Below are 26,885 nucleotides of genomic sequence, written 5' to 3' on the forward strand. Positions count from 1 at the left end.
GTCACGCTCATGATCAGAAGAAGGTCTCGGTCGTGCGTGCCGCAGGCGTGTGATCCGCCGTTCACAGCCGGATGGCAAGCTTGAAGCATGAACGATGCCGTCCCGGCGCACACCCCCGCGCCCGCGCCCGTGCCCGCGTCCACCGCCGCGCCCCGCCGCCGTGCCCGTGTCCGTGCCCCCGAGCTGATCGGCAAGGGCGGCTGGATCAACACCGGAGGGAAGGAGCTGACGCTCGCCGACTTCCGGGGACAGATCCTGATCCTGGACTTCTGGACCTTCTGCTGCATCAACTGCCTGCACGTCCTCGACGAGCTCCGTGACCTGGAGGAGAAGCACCGCGACACGCTCGTGATCGTCGGCGTGCACTCCCCGAAGTTCGTCCATGAGGCCGAGCACCAGGCCGTCGTCGATGCCGTCGAGCGGTACGAGGTGCATCACCCCGTTCTCGACGACCCCGAGCTCGCGACCTGGAAGCAGTACGCCGTACGCGCCTGGCCGACGCTCGTCGTCATCGACCCCGAGGGGTACGTCGTCGCCCAGCACGCGGGCGAGGGGCACGCGAACGCGATCCGGACGCTCGTGGAGGAGCTGGAGGCCGAGCACGAGGCCAAGGGCACGCTGCGGCGTGGGGACGGACCGTACGTGCCGCCGGAGCCGGTCGCGACCGACCTGCGCTTCCCCGGCAAGGCCGTCCTCCTCCCCACGGGGAACTTCCTCGTCTCCGACACCACCCGCCACCAGCTCGTCGAGCTGGAGCCGGACGGCGAGACCGTGGTGCGGCGCATCGGGGACGGCGACTTCCGCGAGCCGCAGGGACTCACCGTGCTCCCCGACGGCAAGGTCGTCGTCGCCGACACCGTGAACCACGCGCTGCGCACGTACGACCCCGCCACCGGCGTGATCGAGCGGATCGCCGGCACCGGCACGCAGTGGTGGCAGGGCTCGCCGACCTCCGGTCCGGCCCTGGACGTGGACCTCTCCTCGCCGTGGGACGTGGCCTGGTGGCAGGGCAAGGTCTGGATCGCGATGGCCGGTGTCCACCAGCTGTGGACGTACGACCCGCAGACGCGGACCGTCGCGGTCGCGGCCGGTACGACGAACGAGGGGCTCGTCGACGGGCCGGCCGCCGAGGCCTGGTTCGCGCAGCCCTCCGGGCTCGCCGCCACCGAGGACCGGCTGTGGATCGCCGACTCCGAGACGAGCGCCCTGCGCTGGATCGACACCGAGGGCGTCGTCCACACGGCCGTCGGCACCGGGCTCTTCGACTTCGGCCACCGCGACGGCGACGCCGGCCAGGCGCTGCTCCAGCACCCGCTCGGCGTGACCGCCCTGCCCGACGGCTCGGTCGCGGTCTCCGACACGTACAACCACGCCCTGCGCCGCTTCGACCCGGCGTCCGGCGAGGTGACGACGCTGGCGACCGACCTGCGCGAGCCGAGCGACGCCGTGCTCGTCGGCGACGAGATCGTGGTCGTCGAGTCGGCGCGGCACCGGCTGACCCGGCTGCGGCTGCCCGAGGAGGCGGTCCAGGTCGAGGCGGTCGCGCACCGCACGCAGCGCGAGGCCACCGAGGTCGCGCCGGGCCGCCTCCGGCTCGACGTGGTCTTCCAGGCGCCGACGGGTCAGAAGCTCGACGAGCGCTACGGCCCCTCCACCCGGCTCCTGGTCTCCTCGACGCCGCCGGAGCTGCTGGTCGGCGGCGCGGGCACGGGTACGGACCTCTTCCGGGAGCTCGACCTCGACCCGGAGATCACCGAGGGCGTCCTGCACGTCTCGGCGATGGCCGCGTCCTGCGACGACGACCCGGCCAACGAGTACCCGGCCTGCCATGTGCACCAGCAGGACTGGGGCGTCCCGGTGAAGGTGACGCCCGACGGCGTCACCCGCCTTCCGCTCATCCTGGCGGGCATGGACGCCTAGCGCCCCCGCACCGCCTGGGGGCGCCCGGGCCAGTGCAGGAGTCCCTGGTTCTGTGACGGGCGGCCGGCCGCGCCGTCCAGGCAGCCGGTGACCCAGGCGGCCGGGTCGTGCGCGGCCCGGTCGCCGCCCATGCCCGTGCGCTCCATCTCGGCGCACTCACCCGACAGCAGGGCGCGGGTGCGCTCCCCGGTGACGTCCGCCTTCCGGATCCGGACGGCCTGCAGGTACCCGCCCTCGTAGGCGATGTCGGTGCCCCAGGGCGGGCGTTCGTCGTACCGGGCGATGCCGTAGCCCGCCACGGCCGTGCCGACGAGCACGGCCGTGGTGAGGCAGGCGGCGAACTTCCCCCGGGACGGGCCTTCGTGACGATCCATGAGGCCGACGGTGCCAGGGGCGGCCTTTCCCGGATGTTTCGTCGTCGTGGGCGCCGCTCAGTAGCCGCGGTCGCGCCGTTCCTCCTCCACGACCGTGGGGGCTGCCGAAGGTACGACGACCCGCCGGCGCCGCGCGATGCTGGTGAAGGTCGCGACGCCGATGAGACCGACCGCCATCATGATCAGTCCCACCAGGTCGAGGTTGATGCCGTCGAGCTCCCAGTCCGTGGCGAACGTGAGGATCGCGCCCACGGCGATGAGGATGATGCAGCCTCCCAGGCCCATGAATCCCGCCTCCCTAGTGGGGTAGTTGGGATCGCGTACCCGGGTATCCGCGCGCTACCCCTCCAGGAACGCGACGAGTGCGTTCGCCAGGAGGTACGGGTCCTCCGAGCCGCAGAGTTCACGGGCGCTGTGCATCGACAGGCAGGCCACGCCGATGTCGACCGTGCTGATGCCGTGGCGGGCCGCCGTGATCGGGCCGATCGTCGTGCCGCAGGGCATGTCGTTGTTGGAGACGAAGGACTGCCACGGCACGCCCGCCTTCTCGCAGGCCGCGGCGAACACCGCGCGCCCGCTGCCGTCGGTGGCGTACCGCTGGTTGACGTTCACCTTCAGGATCGGGCCGCCGTTGGGGCGCGGGTGGTGGGTCGGGTCGTGGCGCTCCGCGTAGTTGGGGTGGACCGCGTGGCCGACGTCCGAGGAGAGGCAGATCGATCCGGCGAAGGCGCGGGCGCGGTCCTCGTAGGCGCCGCCGCGCGCGTACACGGAGCGCTCCAGGACGTTGCCGAGGAGCGGGCCCTGGGCGCCGGTGTCGGCCTCGGAGCCGTTCTCCTCGTGGTCGAAGGCGGCGAGGACGGGGATGTACAGGAGGTCGGCGCGGCCCGCGACGGCGGCGAGCGCGGCCACGCCGGCGTGGACGGAGATCAGGTTGTCCATGCGCGGCCCGGCGAGGAGTTCGCGGTCGCGGCCGAGGTAGGCGGGGGCCTCGATGGCGTGGACCATCAGGTCCCAGCCGCCGACGTCCTCCGCGTCGACGCCCGCCTCCTCCGCCACGAAGCGGATCAGGTCGCCCTCGTGCACCTCGCCGAGGCCCCAGATCGGCTGCATGTGGCGCTGCCGTTCGAGCTTGAGGCCCTCGTTGGCCTGCCGGTCGAGGTGGATCGCGAGCTGCGGGACGCGCAGCACCGCGCGGTCCACGTTCACCAGGTGGTGGCTGCCGTCCCGCATGGTCAGACGGCCCGCGAGGCCGAGGTCGCGGTCGAGCCAGGTGTTGAGCAGCGTCCCGCCGTAGATCTCGACGGCGACCTGGCGCCAGCCCCGCGCGCCCATGTCGGGCTGCGGCTTGACGCGCAGGTTGGGGGAGTCGGTGTGCGCGCCGACGATCCGGTACGGGGTGTGGGCGGTGGCGCCCTCCGGGACGAACCAGGCGATGAGCGCGCCGCCGCGGATCACGTACTTCCCGCCGGTCGTCCCGTCCCAGGCGGCGGTCTCCTCGACCTGTCGGAAGCCGGCCTTCTCGAGCCGCTCGGCGGCGTTCGCCACGGCGTGGTACGGCGACGGGGAGGCCGCCAGGAAGGTCATGAGGTCGTCGGTGTGGCCGCGGTCGAAGCGGGCGGTGCTCGTCATGGGTTCACCTTACGCACGCCCCGGAATGCGGCGCCGGGACCCCGAAAGACGGAACGGCCCACTCCCCTCCCCGGGAGTGAGCCGTTCCTCGATGAACGAGATGCGTTACTAGAACGCGGCCTCGTCCAGGTCCATCAGCGAGCCGTCGACGGCCTCGGCCAGCGCACGCTCGGCGCCGACGCCCGGCAGGACGTTGGCGGCGAAGAACTTCGCGGCCGCGATCTTGCCGGCGTAGAACGCCTGGTCCTTGGCGGAGGCACCGGCGGCCAGCTTCTCCGCGGCGACGGCCGCACCCTTCAGCAGCAGGTAGCCGACGACGACGTCGCCGGAGGCCATCAGCAGGCGGGTGGTGTTGAGGCCGACCTTGTAGATGTTCTTGACGTCCTCGCCGGTGGCGGTGAGGTCGGTGAGCATCGTGCCGACGATGCCCTCCAGGTCCACGGCCGCCTTGGCGAGCGCGTCGCGGGCGCCGGACAGCTCCTCGCCGCCGGTGCCGACCGCGAGGAACTTCTTGATCTCCTCGGCCAGCGCGTTCAGGGACGCGCCCTGGTCACGGACGATCTTGCGGAAGAAGAAGTCCTGGCCCTGGATGGCCGTGGTGCCCTCGTAGAGGGTGTCGATCTTGGCGTCCCGGATGTACTGCTCGATCGGGTACTCCTGCAGGAAGCCGGAGCCGCCGAAGGTCTGGAGCGACTGCGCGAGCTGCTCGTAGCCCTTCTCGGAGCCGTAGCCCTTCACGATCGGCAGCAGCAGGTCGTTCAGGCCGATGAGGGCCTTCGCGTCCTCGCCCGCGGCCTCCTTGAGCTGGATCTCGTCCTGCACGGTGGCCGTGTAGAGGACGAGGGAGCGCATGCCCTCCGCGTACGCCTTCTGCGTCATCAGCGAGCGGCGGACGTCGGGGTGGTGCGTGATGGTGACCTTGGGCGCGGCCTTGTCCATGAAGTTCGCCAGGTCGGTGCCCTGGACGCGCTCCTTGGCGTACTCCAGGGCGTTGAGGTAGCCCGTGGAGAGGGTGGAGATCGCCTTCGTGCCGACCATCATGCGGGCGAACTCGATGATGAGGAACATCTGGCGGATGCCGTCGTGCTTGTCGCCGATCAGCCAGCCCTTGGCGGGGTGCTGGTCGCCGAAGGTCATCTCGCACGTGTTGGAGGCCTTGAGGCCCATCTTGTGCTCGACGTTCGTGGCGTACACGCCGTTGCGCTCGCCCAGCTCGCCGGTCTCCCAGTCGAAGTGGTACTTGGGCACGAGGAAGAGGGAGAGGCCCTTGGTGCCGGGGCCGGCACCCTCGGGGCGGGCGAGGACGTAGTGGAGGATGTTCTCCTCCATGTCGTGCTCACCGGAGGTGATGAAGCGCTTCACGCCCTCGATGTGCCAGGAGCCGTCCTCCTGCTGGACCGCCTTCGTGCGGCCGGCGCCGACGTCCGAACCGGCGTCGGGCTCGGTCAGGACCATCGTGGAGCCCCACTGGCGGTCGACGGCGATCTGCGCGACCTTCTTCTGCGCCTCGTTGCCCTCGTTGAAGAGGATGCCGGCGAAGGCCGGGCCGGAGGAGTACATCCACACGGCCGGGTTCGCGCCGAGGATCAGCTCCGCGTAGGCCCAGATCAGGGAGCGCGGGGAGGTGGTGCCGCCGATCTCCTCGGGCAGGCCCAGACGCCAGTACTCGGAGTCCATGAAGGCCTTGTAGGACTTCTTGAAGCTCGCCGGGACCGGGGCGGTGTTCGTCTCGGGGTCGAAGACCGGCGGGTTGCGGTCGGCGTCGGCGAAGGACTCCGCGAGCTCGTTCTCGGAGAGGCGGGTCAGCTCCTCCAGGACGCTCTTGGCGGTCTCGACGTCCATCTCCTCGAACGGACCGGTGCCGTACACCTTGTCGCGACCGAGCACCTCGAAGAGGTTGAACTCGATGTCGCGGAGATTCGACTTGTAGTGCCCCATGGCGACGGCTCCGTAAGGATCGGGGAGGCAGGTTCCTCGTACACGTACCAGCGAGTAGCGCAATGCTCTCTCCGATGATGCTACCCACCGGTAATAAGAAGCAACCCCTATCCGGTCATCTGTGACGACAATCGCGTGAGCGGAACGCGTACTCACCGGGAACCACTAGGCTCGGGACCATGTACGGCTACGAGCAGACCCCGGGTGCCCAGCAGCAGTACGCCCCGCCGCCGCAGCAGCCGATGGCCGGCGGAATGGCGGGCGGGATGCCGGGCATGCAGGGTGCCCCGTACGGCCAGCAGCCGCCCCTGTACCCCGAGCCCTCGCCGCCCTCCCTCGCCGACGCCGTGCGGGCCTTCACGACCGGATCGCTCGCGGCCGAGGACTTCCAGCAGATCTTCGCGACCTCGAAGGTCTACTGCCCGCGCGGCGACAACCCCGGTTTCCTGGCCCTGCACAACACCCAGCAGCCGGTCATCCCGATGTTCACGTCGCTCAAGGAGCTGCGGCGGTACGCGGGCAAGGAGTCGAAGTACTTCGTGATCACCGGCGCCGAGGTGATCGACCTGCTCCCGACCGGCTACGGCTTCGTCCTCGACATGGAGGGCGACCACCGGATGGTCTTCGACGCGAAGGCCGTGGAGCAGATGGTCGACTTCGCGATGCGCCGGATGTACGGCTGACGCAGGCTGGACATGTCGGGAGAGCGCCCGGGAGGAATTCCTCCCGGGCGTTCCGCGTTCCGGGTGGCAGGAAGTTCATTGTTCAACTAAACTGGTCGCACAAGGAGGTCCCGCCATGCCCGCTGTGACTGTCGAGAACCCGCTCACCCTGCCGCGCGTCGCCGCCCCGGCCGACGCCGTCTCCCGCCCCGTGCTCGCCGTGACCACGGCTCCGTCCGGATTCGAGGGCGAGGGCTTCCCGGTGCGCCGCGCGTTCGCCGGGATCAACTACCAGTACCTCGACCCGTTCATCATGATGGACCAGATGGGAGAGGTGGAGTACGCCCCCGGAGAGCCCAAGGGCACCCCGTGGCACCCCCACCGCGGCTTCGAGACCGTCACGTACATCATCGACGGCACCTTCGACCACCAGGACTCCAACGGCGGTGGCGGCACCATCACCAACGGCGACACGCAGTGGATGACCGCCGGCTCCGGGCTGCTCCACATCGAGGCCCCGCCGGAGTCCCTCGTCGTCAGCGGCGGGCTCTTCCACGGGCTCCAGCTGTGGGTGAACCTGCCCGCGTCCGACAAGATGATGGCCCCGCGCTACCAGGACATCCGCGGCGGCCAGGTGCAGCTGCTCACCTCCCCCGACGGCGGCGCGCTGATCCGCGTCATCGCGGGCGAGCTCGACGGCCACGCCGGACCGGGCATCACCCACACCCCGATCTCGATGATCCACGCGACGATCCGGCCGGGCGCCGAGGTGAACCTGCCGTGGCGCGAGGACTTCAACGGTCTCGTCTACGTCCTCGCGGGCCGCGGCTCCGTCGGTACGGAGCGCAGGCCGGTCCACATGGGACAGACCGCGGTCTTCGGCAAGGGCGGTGCGCTCACCGTCCGGGCCGACGAGAAGCAGGACGGGCACACGCCCGACCTGGAGGTCGTCGTCCTCGGCGGGCAGCCGATCCGTGAGCCGATGGCGCACTACGGCCCGTTCGTCATGAACACCCAGGCCGAACTCCGCCAGGCCTTCGAGGACTTCCAGGCGGGCAGGCTCGGCACGATCCCGGCGGTGCACGGGATGGGCGAGTAGGGGACTGGCGCGGTACGGGTACGGGTACGGGCCGGCACCGGTCCGGTACCCGTACCGCACGGGGGTACGGGGTCGGGCTGCTGCCCGGTTCTGCCCCCCTTGTGGCCACCGCCCCCCGTCACCCGTCCTGACGGTGCGTCACTCGTCCGGCCCGTAGCGCAGGACGCCGTGCCGGGCGCCGTGGTCCGGTGGACGGGTGCAGACGCCGAGCCCCCGCCCCCTCCTCCCCGAGCCCGCGCGACGGGTCGCCGCCTGGTGCGTCGTCCTGCTGCTCGTCGCGGGGGTCGCCGCCGTGGGGATCTGGCTCTGCGTCGTGTTCCAGACGGCCGTCACGCCCGTCCTGCTCGCCATCCTCGGCACGGCGCTCCTCGGACCGCTGTACCGGCGCCTGGTGAAGATGAAGGTGCAGAAGTCCCTGGCCGCAGGGCTCACCGTGCTCGCCGTCCTCGCCTTCGTCGGCGGCGCCACCTACATCGTGGTCGTCGCGCTCATCGAGACCGGCGACCAGATCGTCGCCTCGCTGCGGCAGGCCGCCGTCGACATCGCCGACCACCTGGGTGCGGCGGGGACCTCGATCGACGACCTCGCCAAGAACGCGAAGGCGCTGCTGGAGAAGTTCGGCGGGACCGCCGCTTCCGGAGTGATCTCGGGGCTGAGCGTCGTCGGCCAGGTGGCCGCGATGGCCGTCCTCGCCGTGCTGCTGATCTTCTTCTTCCTCCGGGACTCCGACAAGGCCGCCGGCGCCCTGCGGTCCCTCGCACCCCGCTCGACCGGCGACACGATGGAGGCCATGGGCCGCCGTGCCTTCGAGGCCGTCGAGGGCTTCATGCGCGGGACGACCGTCGTCGCCCTCGTCGACGCGGTCCTCATCACCGTCGGGCTGCTGATCCTGCGGGTGCCCGGTGCCGTCGGGCTCGGCGCGCTGGTCTTCGTCACCGCCTACATCCCGTACCTCGGCGCCTTCCTCTCCGGGGCGGTCGCCGTCCTCGTCGCCCTCGCCGACCGGGGTTTCGTCATCGCGCTCTGGGTCCTCGGCGTCGTCCTGGCCGTGCAGGTCATCGAGGGGAACGTCCTCCAGCCCATGATCCAGAGCAGGACCGTCCAGATGCACCCGGCCCTCGTCATGCTCGCCATCACGGCCGGCGCGTCCGTCGCCGGCGTCCTGGGCATGCTGCTGGCCGTTCCGCTGACGGCGGCCGCGTTCGGCGTGATCGGCGAACTCCGCGGGCGGTACGGGACGCCGCAGGACGCCGTCCCCGAGGACTGAACGGCTCAGGTCGCGGCCGGCATGCCGCCCGGCTCGAAGGTCGCCAGCATCTGCTCCAGGGCGGCCTGGTCCGGGCCCACGAACGGCTCCACGTCCGTGGCCATCGTGATCGTCTCGATCATCAGGTCGGTCATCCGCACGGCGGGCGGCAGATGGGTGGAGAGCACGATCTCCGGGTTCATCTCCCGCAGCGGCTGGATCGTCGCCCCGTACTTCGCCGGGTCCACCATGTGCACCCACGGGCTGTCCACGGAGGCCCACAGCAGCTGTGCCTGCCGCAGTTCCTCGGGCTTGAGGTCGTTGGCGTGCCCGCTCTCGGCGAGCTCGGCGGTGGGCATCGGGCCGCCGAAGCAGTCGGAGCTGAAGCAGATCCGGGTCTTCTCGTCGTAGAAGCCGACGGTGGCGGGGTTGTCGAAGAGCGGCGGCTTGAAAGCGCGCAGCATGCGGTCGCCGACATCGAGGGACTGGCCGGGGTTCAGGAAGTACACGCGGTCCATCGGCAGCGGTCGTTCGGTCGACATGATCCCCGCGCCGATGAAGGTGGTCACGACCTTCGCCCGGGGTGCGGCCACGAGCAGGTCGAAGATGCCGCCCGTGTGGTCGCGGTCGGGGTGCGTGAGCCAGATCCAGCGGACGTCGGCGGGATCCACGACCGAGCCGAGCGCGTTGACGAAGTCCCGGTCGGATATCGAGACACCGGTGTCGACGACGACCGGTTCCGTGGCGGTGACGACGTAGGCGCTGACGGGGAGGTGGCCGATGCCCGGCACTTCGAGGCTGTCGGCGAGGACGGTGGTGTCGCTTCCGACCTTGTGGGTGTCCATGGCGTTCGCTCCGTGATCCCCCCGGCGACGGCGGGCGTACGACTCCAGTCTCCTCCGCGACACCGCGGGGCGCGCGGTGTCGCGGGGAGCGGCGCACGGTGCGGGGGCGGGGCCGGGGGGCGCGCGGCGCGGATGGGGGTGCGCTGTACGGGGACGGGGTGCGCGGTACGCCAGGGTCGCCGGCCACGGTGGCTATGCGGAGCCGTCGCCCCGCGCGTCCACGGTGGCTACGCGGAGCCGTCGCCCCGCGCGTCCACGGTGGCTATGCGGAGCCGTCGCCCCGCTTCGACGGGGGCTCGTTCAGTTCGAACCAGATCGACTTGCCCTCGCCCCGCGGGTCCACGCCCCACGCGTCCGCCAGCATCTCCATCAGGACCAGGCCGCGGCCTGACGACGCCATCTCCCCCGGATGCCGCTTGTGAGGCAGCTCGTCGCTGCCGTCGGAGACCTCCACGCGCAGCCGCCGGGCCTCCCCCGTGCAGGTCACCTCCACGACGAGGAGCGCGTCGCCGTCCGTGTGGATGAGGACGTTGGTGACCATCTCGGAGACCATCAGGACCGCCGAGTCGAGCTGGTCCTCGTCCGTCCAGTCGTGGAGCAGCTGCCGCACGTGCCGGCGGGCGGCCGCGATCCGCTCCGGCTCCGCCTGCGCGATGGTCATCATGGTGCGGCGCGGCGCCTCGCGGACGGCCGCGCCCTGGCGGGAGACGAGCAGGATCGCGATGTCGTCCTCGCGCCGGTCGGCGAGCGGCCCCGTGGTGTGGTGCGAGCCGGGCCCGTGGACGGCCTCGACCAGGCTGTCGGCGAGGTCCTCCAGGGAGCCCTCGGCGTGCCCTTCGAGCAGCGCCCGGATCCGCTCCCAGCCGCTGTCGAGGTCGTGGCCGCCGGTCTCCAGGAGCCCGTCGGTGCACATCATCAGGGTCTCGCCGGGCTCCAGGGTGAACCGGGTCGTCGGGTAGTCGGTGTCCGGGACGATGCCCAGCGGCAGGCCGCCGGCCGTGGGGCGCAGCAGCACCGTTCCGTCGGTCATCCGGACCGCCGGGTCGGGGTGCCCGGCGCGGGCGATGTCCACGACGCCGGTGACCGGGTCGATCTCCAGGTAGAGGCAGGTCGCGAAGCGCGGACCCACGTCGTGGGCCGGCCCGTCCGGCGACCGGCCGTCCCCGTTCGGAGAGACGCCGTACGGTGCGACGCCGCCGTACTGCACGACGCCTCCGCCCGGCATGATGCCTCCGCGAAGCGCGACGCCCCCGCCCGGCGCGACGCCCCCGCCCGGCGCGACGCCCCCGTTCGGTGCGCCCCCGTCCGGTGGGCCCCCGTTCGGGTGCTCTGCGCCGCCGCGGCCGGTCTCCTCCGCGGCCGCCTCGCCGGCGTCCCCGTCGGTGATCCCGTACAGGAAGCGCGAGGCGCGGGAGAGGACGGCGTCGGGCCGGTGGCCCTCGGAGGCGTACGCGCGCAGGGCGATCCGCAGCTGGCCCATCAGCCCGGCCGCGCGCACGTCGTGGCCCTGGACGTCGCCGATGACGAGGGCGATGCGGCCGCCCGGCAGCTGGATCATGTCGTACCAGTCACCGCCGACCTGGAGCCCGCCGCCGGTCGGGACGTACCGGGCGGCGACGTGCAGCCCCGGGATGCCGGGGCCGAGGACGGGCATCATCGTGCGCTGCAGGCCGAGCGACAGCTCGCGCTCGGACTCGGCCACCCCGGCGCGGGCGAGGGCCTGGGCGAGCATCCGGGCGACCGTCGTGAGGACGGAGCGCTCGTCGGGCGTGAAGGCGACGGGATGTTTGAAGGCGGCCATCCAGGCGCCCATGGTGCGCCCCGCGACGATCAGCGGCAGGTACGCCCAGGACTGCCGGCCGAACCGCTGCGCCAGCGGCCAGGTCACCGGGAAACGGCGCAGGTACTCCTCGGGTGTCGGCAGGTAGATCGCCCGCCCGTTCCGTACGACCTCGGCCGCCGGGTAGTCGGTGTCCACCGACATCGAGGTGAAGGGGCCCTCGTCGCCCGCGTTGTGCCCGTGGTGGCCGATGATCGTCAGCCGTTCGCCGGCGACCCCGAAGACGGCGAGCCCGTCCGGAGAGAAGCCCGGCATGGAGAGGGAGGCGGCGACCCGCAGCACCTCGGCGGTCGACCGGGCCTCGGCGAGCGCCCGGCCCGCGTCGAGCAGGAACGCCTCGCGCGAGCGCCGCCAGTCGCCGGTGATGGGTGTGCGGGCGGCGGTGCCCGGCTGCGGTTCGGCGACCTCCTGGAGGGTGCCGACGAGTTCGTAGTCGTCACCGTCGATGAGCGGCTTGGACCGGCTCCGTACCGTACGGATCACCCGCCCCTCGCCGTCCATGATCCGCAGCCGGGCCTCGGCGAGCGTCCCTTCGGCGACGGCGAGGTTCACGACCCCGTCGATCTCGTTCCAGTCGACGGGATGAAACCGGGAGCGTACGGCCGCTTCCGTGAGTTCGACCGGTTCGGCGGGCAGGCCGAGGAGCCGGGCGGCCTCGGCGTCGAGGGTGACGGTCCCGGATGCGTTGTCCCAGCGCCACAGGCCGGTCGCGATCGCGGCCAGGACATCCTCGGTGCGCATTGCCCCACTTTATGAATATCGGACAGCAGGTCGCCACTGAGCGTATTCGAAATGCGATCTTGGGTCGCCCGGTAGGCTTGGACGGGTCTGCCGTCACGACCCGTCACGACGGCGCACACTCCTGATTCCCGTAGATCCCGAAGACTGGATGAACGACGATGCATCGGTACAGGTCCCACACCTGCGGCGAGCTCCGCGCCTCTGACGTCGGCACCGACGTCCGGCTGAGCGGCTGGCTGCACAATCGGCGCGACCTGGGCGGCATCCTCTTCATCGATCTGCGCGACCACTACGGCATCACGCAGCTCGTCGCCCGGCCCGGCACCGCCGCCGCCGAGGTGCTCGACAAGCTGACGAAGGAGACCGTCGTCCGCGTGGACGGCAGGGTCGTCTCGCGCGGTGCGGAGAACGTCAACCCGGAGCTCGCCACCGGCGAGATCGAGATCGAGGCCGCCACGGTCGAGGTCCTGGGCGCCGCCAAGCAGATCCCGTTCACCATCAACGCCGACGACGGTGTGAACGAGGAGCGGCGTCTGGAGTACCGCTTCCTCGACCTGCGCCGCGAGCGCATGCACCGCAACATCATGCTGCGGTCCGCCGTCATCGCCTCCATCCGCTCCAAGATGGTGGCTCTCGGCTTCAACGAGATGGCGACCCCGATCCTCGCCGCGACCTCCCCCGAGGGCGCCCGTGACTTCGTGGTCCCGTCCCGTCTGAACCCGGGCAAGTTCTACGCGCTGCCCCAGGCGCCGCAGCAGTTCAAGCAGCTGCTGATGATCTCCGGCTTCGACCGCTACTTCCAGATCGCGCCGTGCTTCCGCGACGAGGACGCCCGCGCGGACCGTTCGCCGGGCGAGTTCTACCAGCTCGACGTCGAGATGAGCTTCGTCGAGCAGGAGGACGTCTTCCAGCCGATCGAGAAGCTCATGACCGAGCTCTTCGAGGAGTTCGGCGGCGGACGCCACGTCACGTCACCGTTCCCGCGGATCCCGTTCCGTGAGTCGATGCTCAAGTACGGCAACGACAAGCCGGACCTGCGGACCGCCCTCGAACTCGTCGACATCTCCGACGTCTTCGAGAACTCCGAGTTCAAGGCCTTCGCGGGCAAGCACGTGCGTGCCCTGGCCGTCCCGAACACGGGCGACCAGCCGCGCAAGTTCTTCGACGCGATGGGCGACTTCGCGGTCTCCCTCGGCGCGAAGGGCCTGGCCTGGGTCCGCGTCGGCGACGGCAACGCCCTGACCGGCCCGATCGCCAAGTTCCTCACCGAGGAGAACGTCAAGGTCCTCACCGAGCGCCTCGGTCTGGAGCCGGGTCACGCGATCTTCTTCGGCGCGGGCGAGTTCGACGAGGTCTCCAAGATCATGGGCCCGGTCCGGGTCGAGGCCGCCAAGCGCGCCGGCCAGTTCGAGGAGAACGTCTTCCGCTTCGCGTGGATCGTCGACTTCCCGATGTACGAGCGGGACGAGGAGACCGGCAAGATCGACTTCTCGCACAACCCGTTCTCCATGCCGCAGGGCGGCCTGGAGGCCCTGGAGACGCAGGACCCGCTGGACGTCCTCGGCTGGCAGTACGACATCGTCTGCAACGGCATCGAGCTGTCCTCGGGCGCGATCCGGAACCACGAGCCCGAGATCATGTTCAAGGCCTTCGAGATCGCGGGCTACTCGAAGGAGACCGTGGAGCACGAGTTCGCGGGCATGCTCCGCGCCTTCGAGTACGGCGCTCCGCCGCACGGCGGCATCGCCCCGGGCGTGGACCGCATCGTGATGCTCCTGGCCGACGAGCCGAACATCCGCGAGACGATCGCCTTCCCGCTGAACGGCAACGCCCAGGACCTCCTGATGGGCGCCCCGACGGAACTGGACGAGGCCCGCCTGAAGGAGCTGAACATCCAGCTCCGCAAGCCGGTCGAGACGAAGGTCGTGACGGACCGCCCGGTGACGGACGCGGTCCACCCGGACGCGGCGCGGTAAGCGTTTCCGCTACGGAAGGGCCCGGGATCTTCGGATCCCGGGCCCTTCGGCATGTGCCAGGGCGCCGCCATGCTTCTGGAGCACACTCCGCTGTGCGCTCAGAGGTAACCGAGGTCGCCGCCTTGGCCGAGGAAACGGATGATCAGGCTTTCCGCCTCACTTCCTTCGAATATCCGCGATTCTCGGCCGATGTCCCGCAGGACGTCCGAGTAACTTTCCGTGGGGCAGAAAATCACAAACCCCGCATAGGGGTGCTTGTTGAGTGGGATGACGGGGAGGAGGCCTGCTTCGATGCACGACCTCAAGTAGAGGGAGGTGACGATCCTGCGACGGCCCTCGAGGTCGATCGTGTTTTTGAAGTCCCGGGAAAGGGAGAAGTGTGTTTCCATCAGGAGCGCTGCCTGAACCCAGGAGTCGGACTCCTGGTGGTTGCCTCCTGCGGCGCATGCGGATCCCGAACTGCGAGTGGTCAGGCCGCTGACGAAAGCGCGTACCTCCCGAGACGTGTTCGGAATTGCTTCATATTTCGACTCGTAACGAGGTAGTCCCGGGAAGTTATGGGTGGACACCCGCTTTCCTGACCGCCACAGAATGGCGTGTTCATCAGCCATCGCCGGTGGTTCCCAGTCTTCAGGACGGAGCTTTGCCGTCCACGTGAAGATGCGCTCCTGGCGCAGGTTGGGCAGAGTCGAGGCCCACGTGTCGCTTTCTTCGGCTGGATCGCAGAACACCCACACCGCACCTACGTTGCCCAGAGGACCCTCCAAGGACGAGATGCTTGATCCGATCCCGGTTGGATCCCAGCGCGGCTGTCCCGCGATAAAACTATGCTCACTGTGCATTTCGCGGTACACCCCTGAGTCCGTATTCTGACTGCATGTCCCCGTAGTAGATGTGTTCCCCCTTGGGGCCATGGTAATGAGGCAGCGACCACTGCTCCTGATCCGGATCCTTATGTTTGAAGTAGTGTCCGTTCGCGTGATGGTGGAACTCGATCTCGTTCCCCTTGGAGTCGATTGCCTGTATCAGTTCCCATGGTTCGCCCTTGGGGCCGTACAGGTTCGGATTCTTGCCCCACTGCTCGATCCTCGCAATGTATGAAGGATCCTCGATGTCGTAACGGCGCATGACTTCGGCGAGAGCTGCGTCGTGGTCGGGGAACCGTACGTCGCCGCGTGCGGCATCCAGCGGAAGATGCTTGTCGGGGCCCCCGGGCGGACATGGACCGAGCCCCAGCGGGTCGCTCCACGTGTGCGGATTGTGGACGTACGCAGCCGGGTTCGGGGCCGGGGCCAGGCCCAGGGGGTCCTGGGTGAGGTAGCGGGCGGATTGCGGGTCGTAGTAGCGGAAGTGGTTGTAGTTCGAATCTGGTCATCTCGCGGCTTGAACGTGTTCAAATCGTGTGTCAGGGTGTCGGGAGTGTTCATGATCCAGCCGGTCGTGCGCGGCCGTCGATCGCGTGGGGTGGAAGATGCAGCGTTCCTGCCGGGCCATGCCGTTCGTCGCCGTCGCGGTCCTGCTGCTCTCCGCCTGCGGCAGGCTCTGGGACCGGCCGGACCCCGAGGGTGACCCGGTCGTGCTGAACCCGTCCGAGGTGACCACCACGTGGGTCGATGCCGAGGGCGGCTCGCTGACGCTGAAGCCGGACGGGACGTTCACCGCCGACCACGCCTGCGGCGCATGGAGCCCCGTTCCGACCGGCAACTGGGACGAGCCCCAGTCCGGAAAGGGCACGTGGACCCAGGACGACGCGTCGAAGCAGACAGGGGTTCAGGCGTCCTTCGGAGCCGACGGCCCGAGCACCTCGTACGCGGCGCTCCGTCGCGGAAACATCCTGATGCTCTGGACCCCCGTCGGCGACCCGGACCATGACGACCCGCACTGCATCCTGACCAGCCCCGCGCCCTGAAACGACAACGCCGGACGCGGAACGCCCGGCCGGGGAGATCCCCGGCCGGGCGTTACGGCTGTGCGTGTGGACGTGACGACGTCAGTCCTTCTTCGGCTCCTCCAGGCGGGGGAAGAGCACCGCGCCCTTCGTCACCGTCGTGCCCGCCGGGAGCTTGCCCCAGTCGCCGGCCGACTGGACCTGCTGGGCGGACAGGGCGCCCAGGGAGGCCTCCGCGCCCAGGGAGTCCCAGAGCTGCTGGGAGGTCTCCGGCATGATCGGGTTGAGGAGGACGGCGACGGCGCGGAGGGACTCCGCGGCCGTGTACAGGATCGTGGCGAGGCGGGCGCGGCCCGCCTCCGACTCGTCCTTGGCGACCTTCCACGGCTCCTGCTCCGTGATGTAGCCGTTGACCTGCTTCACGAAGTCGAAGATCGCCAGGATGCCGCCCTGGAAGTCCAGCTCCTCGCCGATCTTCTGGTCGGCCGTGGCCACCGCCTTCGCCAGGCCCTCGTGGATCGCCTTCTCCGCGTCGCCGTCGGCCGTCGAGGCCGGCAGGGCGCCGTCGAAGTACTTGCCGACCATGGCCGCCACGCGCGAGGCGAGGTTGCCGTAGTCGTTCGCCAGCTCGCTCGTGTAGCGGGCGGTGAAGTCCTCCCACGAGAACGAGCCGTCCTGGCCGAACGCGATCGCGCGCAGGAAGTACCAGCGGTACGCGTCCACGCCGAAGTGCGAGGTCAGGTCCTGCGGCTTGATGCCGGTCAGGTTCGACTTCGACATCTTCTCGCCGCCGACCATCAGCCAGCCGTTCGCCGCCACCCGGCCCGGGACCGGAAGGCCCTGCGCCATCAGCATCGCCGGCCAGATGATCGCGTGGAAGCGGAGGATGTCCTTGCCGATGAGGTGGACGTTGGCCGGGAAGGTCTCGTCGAACTTCTCCGGGTTCTCGTTGTAGCCGACCGCCGTCGCGTAGTTCAGGAGCGCGTCGATCCACACGTAGATCACGTGCTTGTCGTCCCACGGGACCGGGACGCCCCAGTCGAACGTCGAGCGCGAGATCGACAGGTCCTCGAGCCCCTGCTTGACGAAGTTCACGACCTCGTTTCGCGCGGACTCCGGCTGGACGAAGCCCGGGTTCGATTCGTAGAACTCGATCAGCTTCGGGCCGTACTCGCTCAACTTGAAGAAGTAGTTCTCCTCCTTGAGGATCTCCACCGGCTTCTTGTGGACGGCGCACAGCTTCGTGCCGTCCTCCGCCTCGATGAGATCGCCGGGGAGCTTGTACTCCTCACAGCCCACGCAGTACGGGCCTTCGTACCCGCCCTTGTAGATCTCGCCCTTGTCGTACAGGTCCTGCACGAACTCCTGGACGCGGTCCGTGTGACGCTTCTCCGTCGTCCGGATGAAGTCGTCGTTCGCGATGTTCAGGTGCTCCCAGAGGGGCTTCCAGGCCTCCTCGACGAGCTTGTCGCACCAGGCCTGGGGCGTGACGTTGTTCGCCTCGGCCGTGCGCATGATCTTCTGACCGTGCTCGTCCGTGCCGGTGAGGTACCACACCTTCTCGCCGCGCTGACGGTGCCAGCGCGTGAGCACGTCGCCTGCGACGGTCGTGTAGGCGTGGCCCAGGTGAGGAGCGTCGTTGACGTAGTAGATGGGGGTCGAGACGTAGTACGCCTTCGCCCCCTGCTTCTCGGATCCAGTGGCCGCCATGGTCGAAATCCTAACGGGCAGTTCAAGATCCACTCACATCGATAACCGAGGGGTGGGACGGGGCGGGAGCGTGGAGACGTCGGCGAAACGTTGCCCGGCGTAGAAAGAGCCGTCGCCGCCGGCAGCGAGGAGAAGATCATGCGCGTACTGGTCGCCGAGGACGAGGAGGTCCTCGCGGAACTCCTCGCCACCGGTCTGCGACGGGCCGGGTTCGCCGTCGACACCGTCTACAGCGGCGACGCCGCCCTCGCCTACCTGGGCCTGCACGACTACGACGTCGTCGTCCTCGACCGCGACCTGCCCCGCGTCCACGGCGACGACGTGGCCCGTGCCCTCGTCGCCCGGACCGCCCGGACCCGGATCCTGATGCTGACCGCCTCGGCCACCATGGAGGACCGGGTGGAAGGGCTCGATCTCGGCGCCGACGACTACCTGGGCAAGCCCTTCGAGTTCCCCGAGCTGGTGTCGCGGGTCCGGGCGCTGCGGCGCCGCAGCGCCCGGCCCGTACCGCCGCTGCTCGACCGTGCGGGGGTGGTGATGGACACCGTACGGCGGACCGTGACGCGGGACGGCCGGGCGCTCGACCTGTCGCCGAAGGAGTTCGCCGTGCTGCAGATCCTGCTGGAGGCGGACGGAGCGACCGTCTCCGCCGAGGAGCTCCTGGAGCGGGCCTGGGACGTGCACACCGACCCCTTCACGGGCGCGGTACGGGTCTGCATGAGCAAGCTGCGCGGGAAGCTCGGCGAGCCGGGGCTGATCCGTACGGTCCAGGGCGTGGGGTACGCGCTTTGAGCGCCGGGCTGCTGGGCGCCGGCTCGACGATCAGGACGCGGATCGCCCTCGTCTACGGAGGCGTCTTCGTCGTCCTCGGCGGATGCCTGCTGACGATTGTCAACCTGCTCTCCCGCGCCGGTACGGAGGGCGAGGCGGACGCCATCGCGGCGCGGGTGCGGGTGGTGGCGCCGTTCGAGACGGTCACCGCGTACCGGCTGAGCGACGACGTCAGCCGGGCCGCCGGCGAGCAGATGCTCATGTGGTCCTGCCTCGCCCTCGCCGTCATGGCCTTCGGCGCGGTGGCCGTGGGCTGGTGGACGGCGGGGCGGGTCCTGCGGCCGGTCCACGAGATGACCGCGCGGGCGCGGCGGCTCTCGGAGCGGAACCTGCACGACAGGATCGCCGCGAGCGGTCCCGACGACGAGCTGAAGGAGCTCGGCGACACGATCGACGCGCTCCTGGGCCGCCTCGAGGCCGCGTTCGACAGCCAGCGGCGGTTCATCGCGAACGCCTCGCACGAGCTGCGGACCCCGCTGGCCACGCAGCGCGCCGCGATCCAGATCGGGCTCGACGACTCGAACGAGGTCAAGCAGGTCCTGCTGGACAGCAACCGGCGCAGCGAGCGGCTCATCGAGGGGCTGCTGGTGCTTGCGAGGAGCGAGCGGGGGCTCGAGGAGCGGGAGGACGTGCCGCTGGGTGAGGTGGTCGCGGAGGAGTGCGAGGCGTTCGGGGTGGAGTGCGACGAGGCCGGGGGTGGGCATGGCCAGGGGGGAGGTGGCGGTGCGGGGCCCGTCGTGCGGGGGAGCCGGGTGCTGCTCGGGCAGCTCGTACGGAACCTCGTCGCGAACGCCGTCGTCCACAACGTGCCCGGCGGGTCCGTGGAGGTGCGGGTGGACGGTGGCGTGGTGACCGTCGAGAACACGGGGCCGGTCGTGGCGCCCGGCGAGGTCCCGGGGCTCTTCGAGCCGTTCCGGCGGGGGGCGGGGCGCGACCGGATGGGGCCGGGGGCCGGGCTCGGTCTGTCGATCGTCCGCTCGATCGCGGCGGCCCACGGGGGGACCGTGGGCGCGGTGGCCCGGGGGGAGCGGGAGGGGGGCGGGCTGGTGGTGACGGTGACGTTGCCCGTCACCACCAGCTCTGCCGTGCGCCCTGCTCAGATCTCCCAGGTGGACAGCAGCCCGCGGTAGAACTCGGCGTGGGCGGTCTCGGCCGGGGCCGGGCCGGCGAGGTAGTGGCCGGTACGGGGCGCGGTGAGCTTGCGGACGAAGTCGAAGGCCTTGTTGTCCTCCTCGCCCCACGCGACGAACTGCCAGTGGATCGGGCGCCCGGCGGCCTCGGCGAGCGCCTGGGTGGCGGCCGTCTTGGACTCGGGAGCGCCGTCGGTCTGGAAGACGACGAAGGCGGGGCGGGTGGGGTCGGTCTTCTCGTGGTGCGCGAGGACCTCTTCGACGGCGCGGTGGTAGTTGGTACGGCCGAGACGGCCGAGGCCCGCGTTGATCTCGTCGATGCGGCCCTCGATGCCGGCGGGGCGGAGTTCGGCGGTGCCGTCGATGTCCGTGGAGAAGAACACGGCGGTGACGGTGGCGTCCTCGGTGAGGTGCGCGGCGAGGGCGACGGTCTGCTCGGCGATGCGCTGGACGGAGCCGTCCTTGAAGTACCCGCGCATCGAGCCGGACCGGTCGACGACGAGGTACACGGCGACCGGGCCCGCCCCGACGAGCCCGCGCTCCGCGAGGACGCCCGCGGCGGCGTCGTACGCCTCGACGAGCTGCGGCGCGTCGGAGGTGAGGACGGTACGTCCGGGGGTGGCGGCAGTGCTGGGGACGGGGGCGGGGACGGGGGCCGTGGAGGGCTCGTCGGCGGGGGTGGCCTCGGCCTCGGCGGCGACCGGCTCGTCGGCCGGGGTGGCCACCGGCTCGGCGGCGGGGGCTTCGGCTTCGGCGGCCGGCTCGGTCTCGGGCTCGGCCGGGGTGGCCTCCGGCTCGGCGGCGGGGGCTTCGGCTTCGGCGGCCGGCTCGGTCTCGGGCTCCGCCGCGACGTCTGCGGCGGCCGTCTCGGCGACGGGCTGGTCCGCGACGGGCTCCTGCGTGGCCTCGGCCTCGGCCGGGGCGTCCACGGTTTCGGCGGCAGCTTCGGTCTGCGGCTCTGCCGCGACCTGCTCGGCCGTCTCGGCGACGGGCTCGTCCACGGCGGGCTCGTCCTGCGTGGCCTCGTCCACGACGGCCTGCGCCTCGTCCGCGACGGGCTCCGGCTCCGCGGCGACGGGCTCCTGCGTGGCCTCGGCCTCGGCCGGGGCGTCCACGGTTTCGGCGGCAGCCTCGGTCTGCGGCTCTGCCGCGACCTGCTCGGGCGTCTCGGTGACGTCTGCGGCGGGCGTCTCGGCGACGGGCTCGTCCGCGACGGGCTCGTCCTGCGTGGCCTCGGCCTCCGCCTCGTCCGCGACGGGCTCGTGCGCCGCCTCGGCCTCCGCCGGAGCGTCCACGGTCTCGGCGGCCTCGGCCTGCGGCTCGTCCGCCGTCTCGGCGGCAGCCTCCGGCTCCGACGCGTCCGGCGCCTCGGTCTGCGGCTCCGCCGCGACCTGCTCGGCGGCCTCGGCCGTAGCCGGCTCCTCGGCGGCCGGGACCGTCTCCACGGGCTCCTCGGCCGTCGGGGCGGCCTCGGCGCTCGCCTCCGCCGCAGGCTCCTCGGCGGCCGGGGCGGTCTCCGCGGGCTCCTCGGGGGCCGGGGCGGCCTCCGTCGTGGCCTGCTTGGGAAGTTCGGCCACGGCCGGAGCTTCCTCGGCTTCCGGCCTCTCGGCCGTCCTCGCCGCCGGCACCTTCGGGTTGTCGAAGGCCGCCGCCACCAGGTCGTCCGCCGCGCTCTGGGCCTCGTCCTTCGTCGGGGGCGGGGTCGGCGCGGCGTCCTCCTGGCGGGACGGCGCCGCCTGGGGCGGGACGGAGGTTGCCGGTGAATCGGCCTGCCGTTCCGCACGATCGCGTCCGAACACCTTGCGCAGCAAGCTCCGAATGCCCATGGGCGAGGCCTTTCGCATGAGTTGGGTGCGGTGTATGTCCGTACTGGGAGGAATCATCCCTGGCCAGGGCGGACACGTAAGGTTAGCGGCCCCTGGTGTGTCGCCTCCGGCGCCCCAACCGGACCCGGAATCAACGCGCCTGCACGCGCCTCCGAGCACGGGTTTCGCGCCCCCGGCCGTCTCAAGCGGACCGGCGATCCCGGTCCTCGGCCCGCCCCGAAGCGCCCCGAACGGCCCTGCGGATGCGCCGCCCTCGGCCCGCCCCCGAGCAGCCCGAAGATCCCCGCCCTCGGCCGGACCGGCTCCCCTCTCCTCCCCCCTCCTCTCCGGCACCCCCAACCGCCCCTCAACCAGCCCTCGTTCCCGCTCATTCATTCGGCGTTCACTTCCGCGCCGCCCCCGTGCAGATGTGTGCACATAACGTCACCGCCGGACGGAATCCCGACACCATGTCGGGACCAAGGGGCGGCGCAGAAACGCGCCGGAGGAGGACCAAGTGCGCAAACTGCTGCCGCTGCTGAGCACCAACCCGCACGGAGGCGGCCGTTCCGCCCTCACCTGCCGGTTCCGTTGTGGTGACGCCTGCTTCCACGAGGTGCCCAACACCAGCGACAACGAGTACGTCGGCGACGTCATAGCCGGCGCCCTCTCCCGTCGCTCCATGGTGCGTGCCGCCGCCGTCGTGACCGTCGCCGCCGCGGCGGGCAGCGCGGTGGTCGGCCCCGGTGGCTCCACCCCCGCCGTCGCCGCCGGCCACACCGACGCCGCCACGGCCGCCGCCAAGGGCCGCCCCGTCGCCGACGGCGCGCGTGGCCTCCGCTTCACGCCCGTCGCGCCCAACACCGCCGACAAGGTCACCGTGCCCGTCGGCTACGAGCAGAACGTCGTCATCCGCTGGGGTGAGCCGATCCTCCGCGGCGCCCCGGCCTTCGACGCCGACAAGCAGACCGCCGCTGCGCAGGCCGGCCAGTTCGGCTACAACAACGACTTCCTGAGCCTCCTCCCCCTCCCCGGGGAGCGGGACCGTCAGGTGCTCGTCGCGAACCACGAGTACACCGACGAGATCCTCATGTTCAAGGGGTACGACGCTGCCAACCCGACCCGCGAGCAGGTCGAGATCGCCTGGGCCGCCCACGGCTTCTCCGTCGTCGTCGTCCAGGAGGAGAAGCGTTCCGGCAAGCTCACGCCGGTCACGCGCCACCCGCTCAACCGCCGTCTCCACACGACCAGCGAGTTCGAGCTGACCGGCCCGGCCGCAGGCTCCGCGCTCCTGAAGACCTCCGCCGACCCGACCGGCCGCAAGGTCCTCGGCACGCTGAACAACTGCGCCGGCGGCACCACCCCCTGGGGCACCACGCTGCACGGCGAGGAGAACTTCAACCAGTACTTCGCCAACGGCTCCAGCGCCACCGACAAGCGGTACGGCATCGGCTCGGCCGCCTCCGAGCGCAAGTGGGAGCGGTTCGACAAGCGCTTCGACCTCGCGCAGGAGCCCAACGAGGTCCACCGCCAGGGCTGGGTCGTCGAGCTCGACCCGTACGACCCCGAGTCCACCCCGAAGAAGCGCACCGCGCTCGGCCGCTTCAAGCACGAGGCCGCGCAGCCCCGCCTCACCGCGGACGGCCGCCCGGTCGTCTACATGGGTGACGACGAGCGCTTCGACTACTTCTACAAGTTCGTGTCCTCGAAGCGGATGATGAAGGGCAACTCCCGCGCCGCGCACGCCCACAACCTCACGCTCCTCGACGAGGGCACGCTCTACGTCGCCAAGCTGACCGGCGACAGCCCGGCCGCCCAGATCGACGGCACCGGCAAGCTCCCGAACGACGGCGAGTTCGACGGCTCCGGCGTGTGGATCCCGCTGGCCACCGGCAACGTCTCGCACGTCGAGGGCATGACCGCCGAGGAGGTGTACGTCTTCACCCGCCTCGCCGGTGACAAGGTCGGCGCCACCAAGATGGACCGCCCCGAGGACGTCGAGCCGTCCCCGCGCTCCGGCCGCGTCTACGTCGCGCTCACCAACAACTCCGACCGCGGCAAGGCCGGCAAGGCCCCCGCGGACGAGGCCAACCCGCGCAACCTCAACAAGCACGGCCAGATCCTGGAGCTCGCCGAGCACTGGGACGACCCGGCCTCCGACGGCTTCGCCTGGCGCCTCTTCCTCGTCGCGGGCGACCCGAACGACCCGGCCACGTACTTCGCCGGCTTCCCCAAGGACAAGGTCTCCCCGATCTCCTGCCCGGACAACGTCGCCTTCGACCCGCACGGCAACCTGTGGATCTCCACCGACGGTGCCCAGCTCGGCTCGCACGACGGCCTGTTCGGTGTCGCCACGCAGGGCGAGCGGCGCGGTGAGATCAAGCAGTTCCTGACCGTCCCCAGGGGCGCCGAGACCTGCGGCCCGATCATCCAGGACCGCCGCGTCGTCGTCGCGGTCCAGCACCCGGGCGAGCTCGACGGCGCCTCCGTCGAGAACCCGAAGTCGGAGTGGCCCGACGGACCCGGCAGGATCGTCCGTCCCTCGGTCGTCTCCGTCTGGCGCAAGGACGGCCGCGACATCGGCGTCTGAGCCCCCTGAAACGTGGTGTGAGGGGCGCGGCACCGCCCCTCACACCACTCCCAGGCCCTCCCTGAACCGTACGAACTGCTCCTCCGGTTCGCCCGTGTACGCCCACGGCACCCAGGCCGCCCGCGCCCCGAGCATCCCGAGGACCTCGCGCGCCACCTCCACCTGGCCCGCGTAGCAGGCCGCGTGTGCCAGATAGTTGAGGTCCGGTACCTCCTCGGGCGCCACCGGGCCGCCCGGCTCGCGGCCGCCGATCCAGCGCTGATGCGTACGGCGCAGCTCGTCCACCGCAAGCTCGTGCTTCCAGTGCTGGTCGAAGCCGCGCACCGGACCCCGGCCGAGCGCCCCGTCCGCGATGTAGCGGTACTCCTCCACGCGCGCCACCTGCACCAGGACCGGCAGCGGCGAGCCGGGCGGCGCCACGCCCGCCGCGTCCCGCGCGAAGTCGTACATCGCTCCGTGCGTGCCGTGCCACCGCGCGGACAGGTAGCGCATCACCTGTGCGTGGCCCTCGGTGTTGTAGGGGTCGCGGCGCCGCAGCTCGTCGAACCACTGCCGCAGCTCGCGGCGCGGCACCCCGCCCTCGTACAGCCGGGCCACCGAGAGCAGCGAGACCCACGGCATCGGGTCCGTGGGCGCGGCCTCCGTCGCCCGCAGGCAGGCGTCGACGGTGGCGTCGACCCGCCCCCGGTCCACGACCGTGCCCCGGCCGGCCGCGATCGCCGTGTCGAAGACCCGTACGACCTCGGTGGCCGCCCGCAGCACCGCCCCGTCCGGGTTGTCCGGCTCGGCCGCCCGCCACGCCTCGACCGACGAACTGCCCGCGGCGGCGTGCGCGAGGAGCCGTACCCGGTGCGTCCGGCGCGCCCAGTCCTCACCGGTGTCCCGCAGCAGGTCCCGTACGCCCTGCCAGCGGCCGATGACGATGTCGTGCCGCGCCTCGGTGAGCGCGCGGTCGCCGAAGTCCGGGTCGAAGACCGGAGTGAAGCGGGCCGCACGGGCCGAGCGCGCCGATCGGCGGAGAGCGGCCATCCAGGTCCTCCCTCGGAAGCCAGTAGCCCTGGAACCAGTAGTCGTGAAGCGGGTCTGCCGTGGCCCGGCGTCAGAAGTCCGTCGCCAGCGATTCGTCCGTCCTGCGCGCCCGCGCCGTGCTCGGCGCGAACGGTTCCGCGGCCGCCAGCGCGCGCGCCGCGTCGAGCCGTGCCGGACGGTAGTAGGCGCTGCCCGCGCGCCAGTACACGAGCATCGGGACCACGCCCACGAGCAGCCCGCCCAGGCCGATCACCCGTGACGTCGTGGACAGTTCGCCGAGAGACTCGACGAACGCCCACAGCATGAACGCCGACCCGAGCAGCGGCCAGACGCCCCCGACGAGGAAGTTCCGTACGGAGTTCAGCAGCATCCCGCGGTACGCCACCACGGCGGCGATCCCGGCGAGACCGTAGTAGAACGCGATCAGCAGGCCGATCGCGGACACCGCGTCGCTGAGGATCCGGCCCATCGAACCGGCGGCCGCCGCCGCGCCGAACATCAGCAGCGCGGCGCCACCGACGGCGGCGATCGCCACCCACGGGGTGTTCCAGCGCCGGTGCACGCTCCCGAGCGCGGCCGGCATGGTGCGGTCGCGGCCCATCGCGAAGAGGGAGCGGGTCACCTGGATGAGTGTGGTCTCCAGGGTGGCGACCGTGGAGAGCAGCACCGCCACGACCAGCAGCTTTCCGCCGACGCCCGGCCAGATCTCCTGGCCGAGGACGGCCAGGACGTTCGCGCCCGCCGACTCGATCTGCCCCGAGGTGAGCAGCACGTTGACCGCGACCGTGAACGCCTCGAAGACCAGGAAGACGACGCCCACGCCGACCAGCGCGGCGAGCCCGGCCGTGCGGCGGCTGTCGCGGGTCTCCTCGCTGAGGTTGCTGGTGACGTCCCAGCCCCAGTAGTAGAACGCGGCGATCAGCGCGCCCGAGGCGAAGCCGGCCGGGCCGTCGAAGTGACCGAAGCCGAACCAGGACCAGTCGAAGGCGGTCGCGTGCCCGCGGTGCAGCAGCGCGGCCAGGACGAAGGCGAGGAGGATGAGCATCTCGACGCCCGACATGATCAGTTGGGCGCGGACGGTGAGCCGGGCGCCGCCGAGGACGACGAGCAGCATCACGAGGAACCAGCCTGCGCCGACGGCCGCGGCGAGGGGGGTGTTGTCGGCGAGGTCCGGGTCGACGAGGGAGAGTGTCAGCGCGCCGGCGGGGAGCGATCCGGCGACCATGAAGACGGTCGCGGAGACGACGAGGGCCCAGCCGGAGAGGAAGCCGAGGAAGGGGTGGAGGGTGCGGCCCACCCAGGAGTAGCCGGCGCCCGCGTTGACGTCGATCCGGCCGAGGCGCGCGTAGGCGAGGACGATGCCGAGCATGGGTATCGCGCAGTAGAGCAGCGCCGCCGGACCCGCCAGGCCGACCGCGCCGAAGAGCACGGCCGTGGTCGCGGCCAGCGAGTAGGCGGGCGCACTGCCCGCGACGGCCATGACGATGGTGTCGAACGTCCCGAGAACGTTGGGCTGGAGCCCTCTGCCGGTGGTCGTGCGCATGGCGGATGTCCTTGGGGGGCACGGGAGCGGTGCAGGACGAAGTGACCGTGCCGCCGAGTCAGTTGTTCGCCGGACCGCGCACGGATCAA

Annotated in this window: 21 protein-coding genes and 1 pseudogene; 9 read left to right on the top strand and 13 right to left on the bottom strand. The window is 71.0% G+C overall.

Annotation, left to right across the window (positions count from 1 at the left end):
• Window positions 1-87 precede the first annotated feature (87 nt).
• Entirely contained in the window at window positions 88-1,920 is a 1,833-nt protein-coding gene (locus ACFVGW_RS14075; RefSeq protein ID WP_385852127.1) for an NHL domain-containing thioredoxin family protein, read from the top strand.
• Here the strand turns inward: ACFVGW_RS14075 and ACFVGW_RS14080 are convergent.
• The 4 genes from ACFVGW_RS14080 to ACFVGW_RS14095 all read right to left on the bottom strand — a co-directional run bounded on the left by ACFVGW_RS14080 (window position 1,917) and on the right by ACFVGW_RS14095 (window position 5,861).
• Complete coding sequence (locus ACFVGW_RS14080; protein WP_385852128.1) at window positions 1,917-2,294, bottom strand: hypothetical protein; 378 nt, start codon at window positions 2,292-2,294, stop codon at window positions 1,917-1,919. The two genes, ACFVGW_RS14075 and ACFVGW_RS14080, sit on opposite strands and share 4 nt — an antisense overlap.
• 57 nt (window positions 2,295-2,351) lie before the next feature.
• The gene (locus ACFVGW_RS14085) at window positions 2,352-2,579 is read right to left on the bottom strand and encodes a DUF6458 family protein (RefSeq protein WP_352187298.1); all 228 of its coding nucleotides are present in this window, start codon (window positions 2,577-2,579) and stop codon (window positions 2,352-2,354) included.
• Between the two features lie 54 nt (window positions 2,580-2,633).
• Window positions 2,634-3,923 (bottom strand): M18 family aminopeptidase, encoded by a 1,290-nt coding sequence (locus ACFVGW_RS14090; RefSeq protein ID WP_385852129.1) that lies wholly within the window; start codon window positions 3,921-3,923, stop codon window positions 2,634-2,636.
• A 108-nt stretch (window positions 3,924-4,031) separates the two neighbouring features.
• Complete coding sequence (locus ACFVGW_RS14095; RefSeq protein ID WP_385852130.1) at window positions 4,032-5,861, bottom strand: acyl-CoA dehydrogenase; 1,830 nt, start codon at window positions 5,859-5,861, stop codon at window positions 4,032-4,034.
• Between the two features lie 179 nt (window positions 5,862-6,040).
• Between ACFVGW_RS14095 and ACFVGW_RS14100 the strand changes: the two genes are divergently transcribed.
• From ACFVGW_RS14100 to ACFVGW_RS14110, 3 genes are all read left to right on the top strand, one after another.
• Window positions 6,041-6,544 (top strand): SseB family protein, encoded by a 504-nt coding sequence (locus ACFVGW_RS14100; RefSeq protein ID WP_352187301.1) that lies wholly within the window; start codon window positions 6,041-6,043, stop codon window positions 6,542-6,544.
• Between the two features lie 115 nt (window positions 6,545-6,659).
• A complete protein-coding gene (locus ACFVGW_RS14105; protein WP_383224185.1) occupies window positions 6,660-7,622 on the top strand; it encodes a pirin family protein in 963 nt (320 codons plus the stop codon).
• A gap of 196 nt (window positions 7,623-7,818) precedes the next feature.
• Window positions 7,819-8,889 (top strand): AI-2E family transporter, encoded by a 1,071-nt coding sequence (locus ACFVGW_RS14110; protein ID WP_383224183.1) that lies wholly within the window; start codon window positions 7,819-7,821, stop codon window positions 8,887-8,889.
• 5 nt (window positions 8,890-8,894) lie between these two features.
• Here the strand turns inward: ACFVGW_RS14110 and ACFVGW_RS14115 are convergent, their stop codons facing one another.
• The gene (locus tag ACFVGW_RS14115; protein ID WP_383224181.1) at window positions 8,895-9,713 is read right to left on the bottom strand and encodes an MBL fold metallo-hydrolase; all 819 of its coding nucleotides are present in this window, start codon (window positions 9,711-9,713) and stop codon (window positions 8,895-8,897) included.
• Window positions 9,714-9,975: 262 nt separating this feature from the next.
• Window positions 9,976-12,294 (bottom strand): SpoIIE family protein phosphatase, encoded by a 2,319-nt coding sequence (locus ACFVGW_RS14120; protein ID WP_385852131.1) that lies wholly within the window; start codon window positions 12,292-12,294, stop codon window positions 9,976-9,978.
• Between the two features lie 158 nt (window positions 12,295-12,452).
• On the opposite strand from ACFVGW_RS14120, the gene aspS reads away from it, so the two are divergent.
• Window positions 12,453-14,270 (top strand): aspartate--tRNA ligase, encoded by a 1,818-nt coding sequence (aspS, locus tag ACFVGW_RS14125; RefSeq protein WP_385852132.1) that lies wholly within the window; start codon window positions 12,453-12,455, stop codon window positions 14,268-14,270.
• A 98-nt stretch (window positions 14,271-14,368) separates the two neighbouring features.
• On the opposite strand, the gene ACFVGW_RS14130 is transcribed toward aspS, so the two are convergent.
• The 3 genes and pseudogenes from ACFVGW_RS14130 to ACFVGW_RS14140 form a co-directional block, all read right to left on the bottom strand.
• Window positions 14,369-15,037 carry a hypothetical protein gene (locus ACFVGW_RS14130; RefSeq protein WP_385852133.1) on the bottom strand — a complete coding sequence of 223 codons (669 nt, stop codon included), beginning with the start codon at window positions 15,035-15,037 and terminating at the stop codon, window positions 14,369-14,371.
• Window positions 15,038-15,101: 64 nt separating this feature from the next.
• Window positions 15,102-15,398, bottom strand: coding sequence for a hypothetical protein (locus tag ACFVGW_RS14135; RefSeq protein WP_385852134.1), 297 nt, complete (start codon window positions 15,396-15,398; stop codon window positions 15,102-15,104).
• A gap of 89 nt (window positions 15,399-15,487) precedes the next feature.
• Window positions 15,488-15,632 (bottom strand): annotated as a pseudogene (locus tag ACFVGW_RS14140) (RHS repeat-associated core domain-containing protein); the annotation flags it as partial.
• Window positions 15,633-15,741: 109 nt separating this feature from the next.
• Here ACFVGW_RS14140 and ACFVGW_RS14145 point away from each other — a divergent pair.
• Complete coding sequence (locus tag ACFVGW_RS14145) at window positions 15,742-16,179, top strand: hypothetical protein (RefSeq protein ID WP_385852135.1); 438 nt, start codon at window positions 15,742-15,744, stop codon at window positions 16,177-16,179.
• Window positions 16,180-16,260: 81 nt separating this feature from the next.
• Here the strand turns inward: ACFVGW_RS14145 and metG are convergent, their stop codons facing one another.
• Complete coding sequence (gene metG, locus ACFVGW_RS14150; protein ID WP_385852136.1) at window positions 16,261-17,868, bottom strand: methionine--tRNA ligase; 1,608 nt, start codon at window positions 17,866-17,868, stop codon at window positions 16,261-16,263.
• Between the two features lie 138 nt (window positions 17,869-18,006).
• Between metG and ACFVGW_RS14155 the strand changes: the two genes are divergently transcribed.
• Together ACFVGW_RS14155 and ACFVGW_RS14160 are read left to right on the top strand one after the other, a co-directional pair.
• Window positions 18,007-18,660: a response regulator transcription factor gene (locus ACFVGW_RS14155; RefSeq protein WP_385852137.1), complete on the top strand. Its 654-nt coding sequence runs from the start codon at window positions 18,007-18,009 to the stop codon at window positions 18,658-18,660.
• The gene (locus ACFVGW_RS14160; RefSeq protein ID WP_385852138.1) at window positions 18,657-19,829 is read left to right on the top strand and encodes an ATP-binding protein; all 1,173 of its coding nucleotides are present in this window, start codon (window positions 18,657-18,659) and stop codon (window positions 19,827-19,829) included. The genes ACFVGW_RS14155 and ACFVGW_RS14160 overlap by 4 nt, the downstream gene beginning before the upstream one ends.
• Here the strand turns inward: ACFVGW_RS14160 and ACFVGW_RS14165 are convergent.
• Window positions 19,796-21,655 (bottom strand): VWA domain-containing protein, encoded by a 1,860-nt coding sequence (locus tag ACFVGW_RS14165; RefSeq protein ID WP_385852139.1) that lies wholly within the window; start codon window positions 21,653-21,655, stop codon window positions 19,796-19,798. The genes ACFVGW_RS14160 and ACFVGW_RS14165 overlap by 34 nt on opposite strands.
• A gap of 496 nt (window positions 21,656-22,151) precedes the next feature.
• Between ACFVGW_RS14165 and ACFVGW_RS14170 the strand changes: the two genes are divergently transcribed.
• A complete protein-coding gene (locus tag ACFVGW_RS14170) occupies window positions 22,152-24,224 on the top strand; it encodes a PhoX family protein (protein ID WP_385852140.1) in 2,073 nt (690 codons plus the stop codon).
• Window positions 24,225-24,263: 39 nt separating this feature from the next.
• On the opposite strand, the gene ACFVGW_RS14175 is transcribed toward ACFVGW_RS14170, so the two are convergent.
• Window positions 24,264-25,253 carry a hypothetical protein gene (locus tag ACFVGW_RS14175; RefSeq protein WP_383224156.1) on the bottom strand — a complete coding sequence of 330 codons (990 nt, stop codon included), beginning with the start codon at window positions 25,251-25,253 and terminating at the stop codon, window positions 24,264-24,266.
• 70 nt (window positions 25,254-25,323) lie between these two features.
• Window positions 25,324-26,796, bottom strand: coding sequence for an APC family permease (locus tag ACFVGW_RS14180; RefSeq protein WP_385852141.1), 1,473 nt, complete (start codon window positions 26,794-26,796; stop codon window positions 25,324-25,326).
• Window positions 26,797-26,885 lie beyond the last annotated feature (89 nt).

The sequence above is a fragment of the Streptomyces sp. NPDC127129 genome, from assembly GCF_042671585.1.
Taxonomy (GTDB): Bacteria; Actinomycetota; Actinomycetes; order Streptomycetales; family Streptomycetaceae; genus Streptomyces.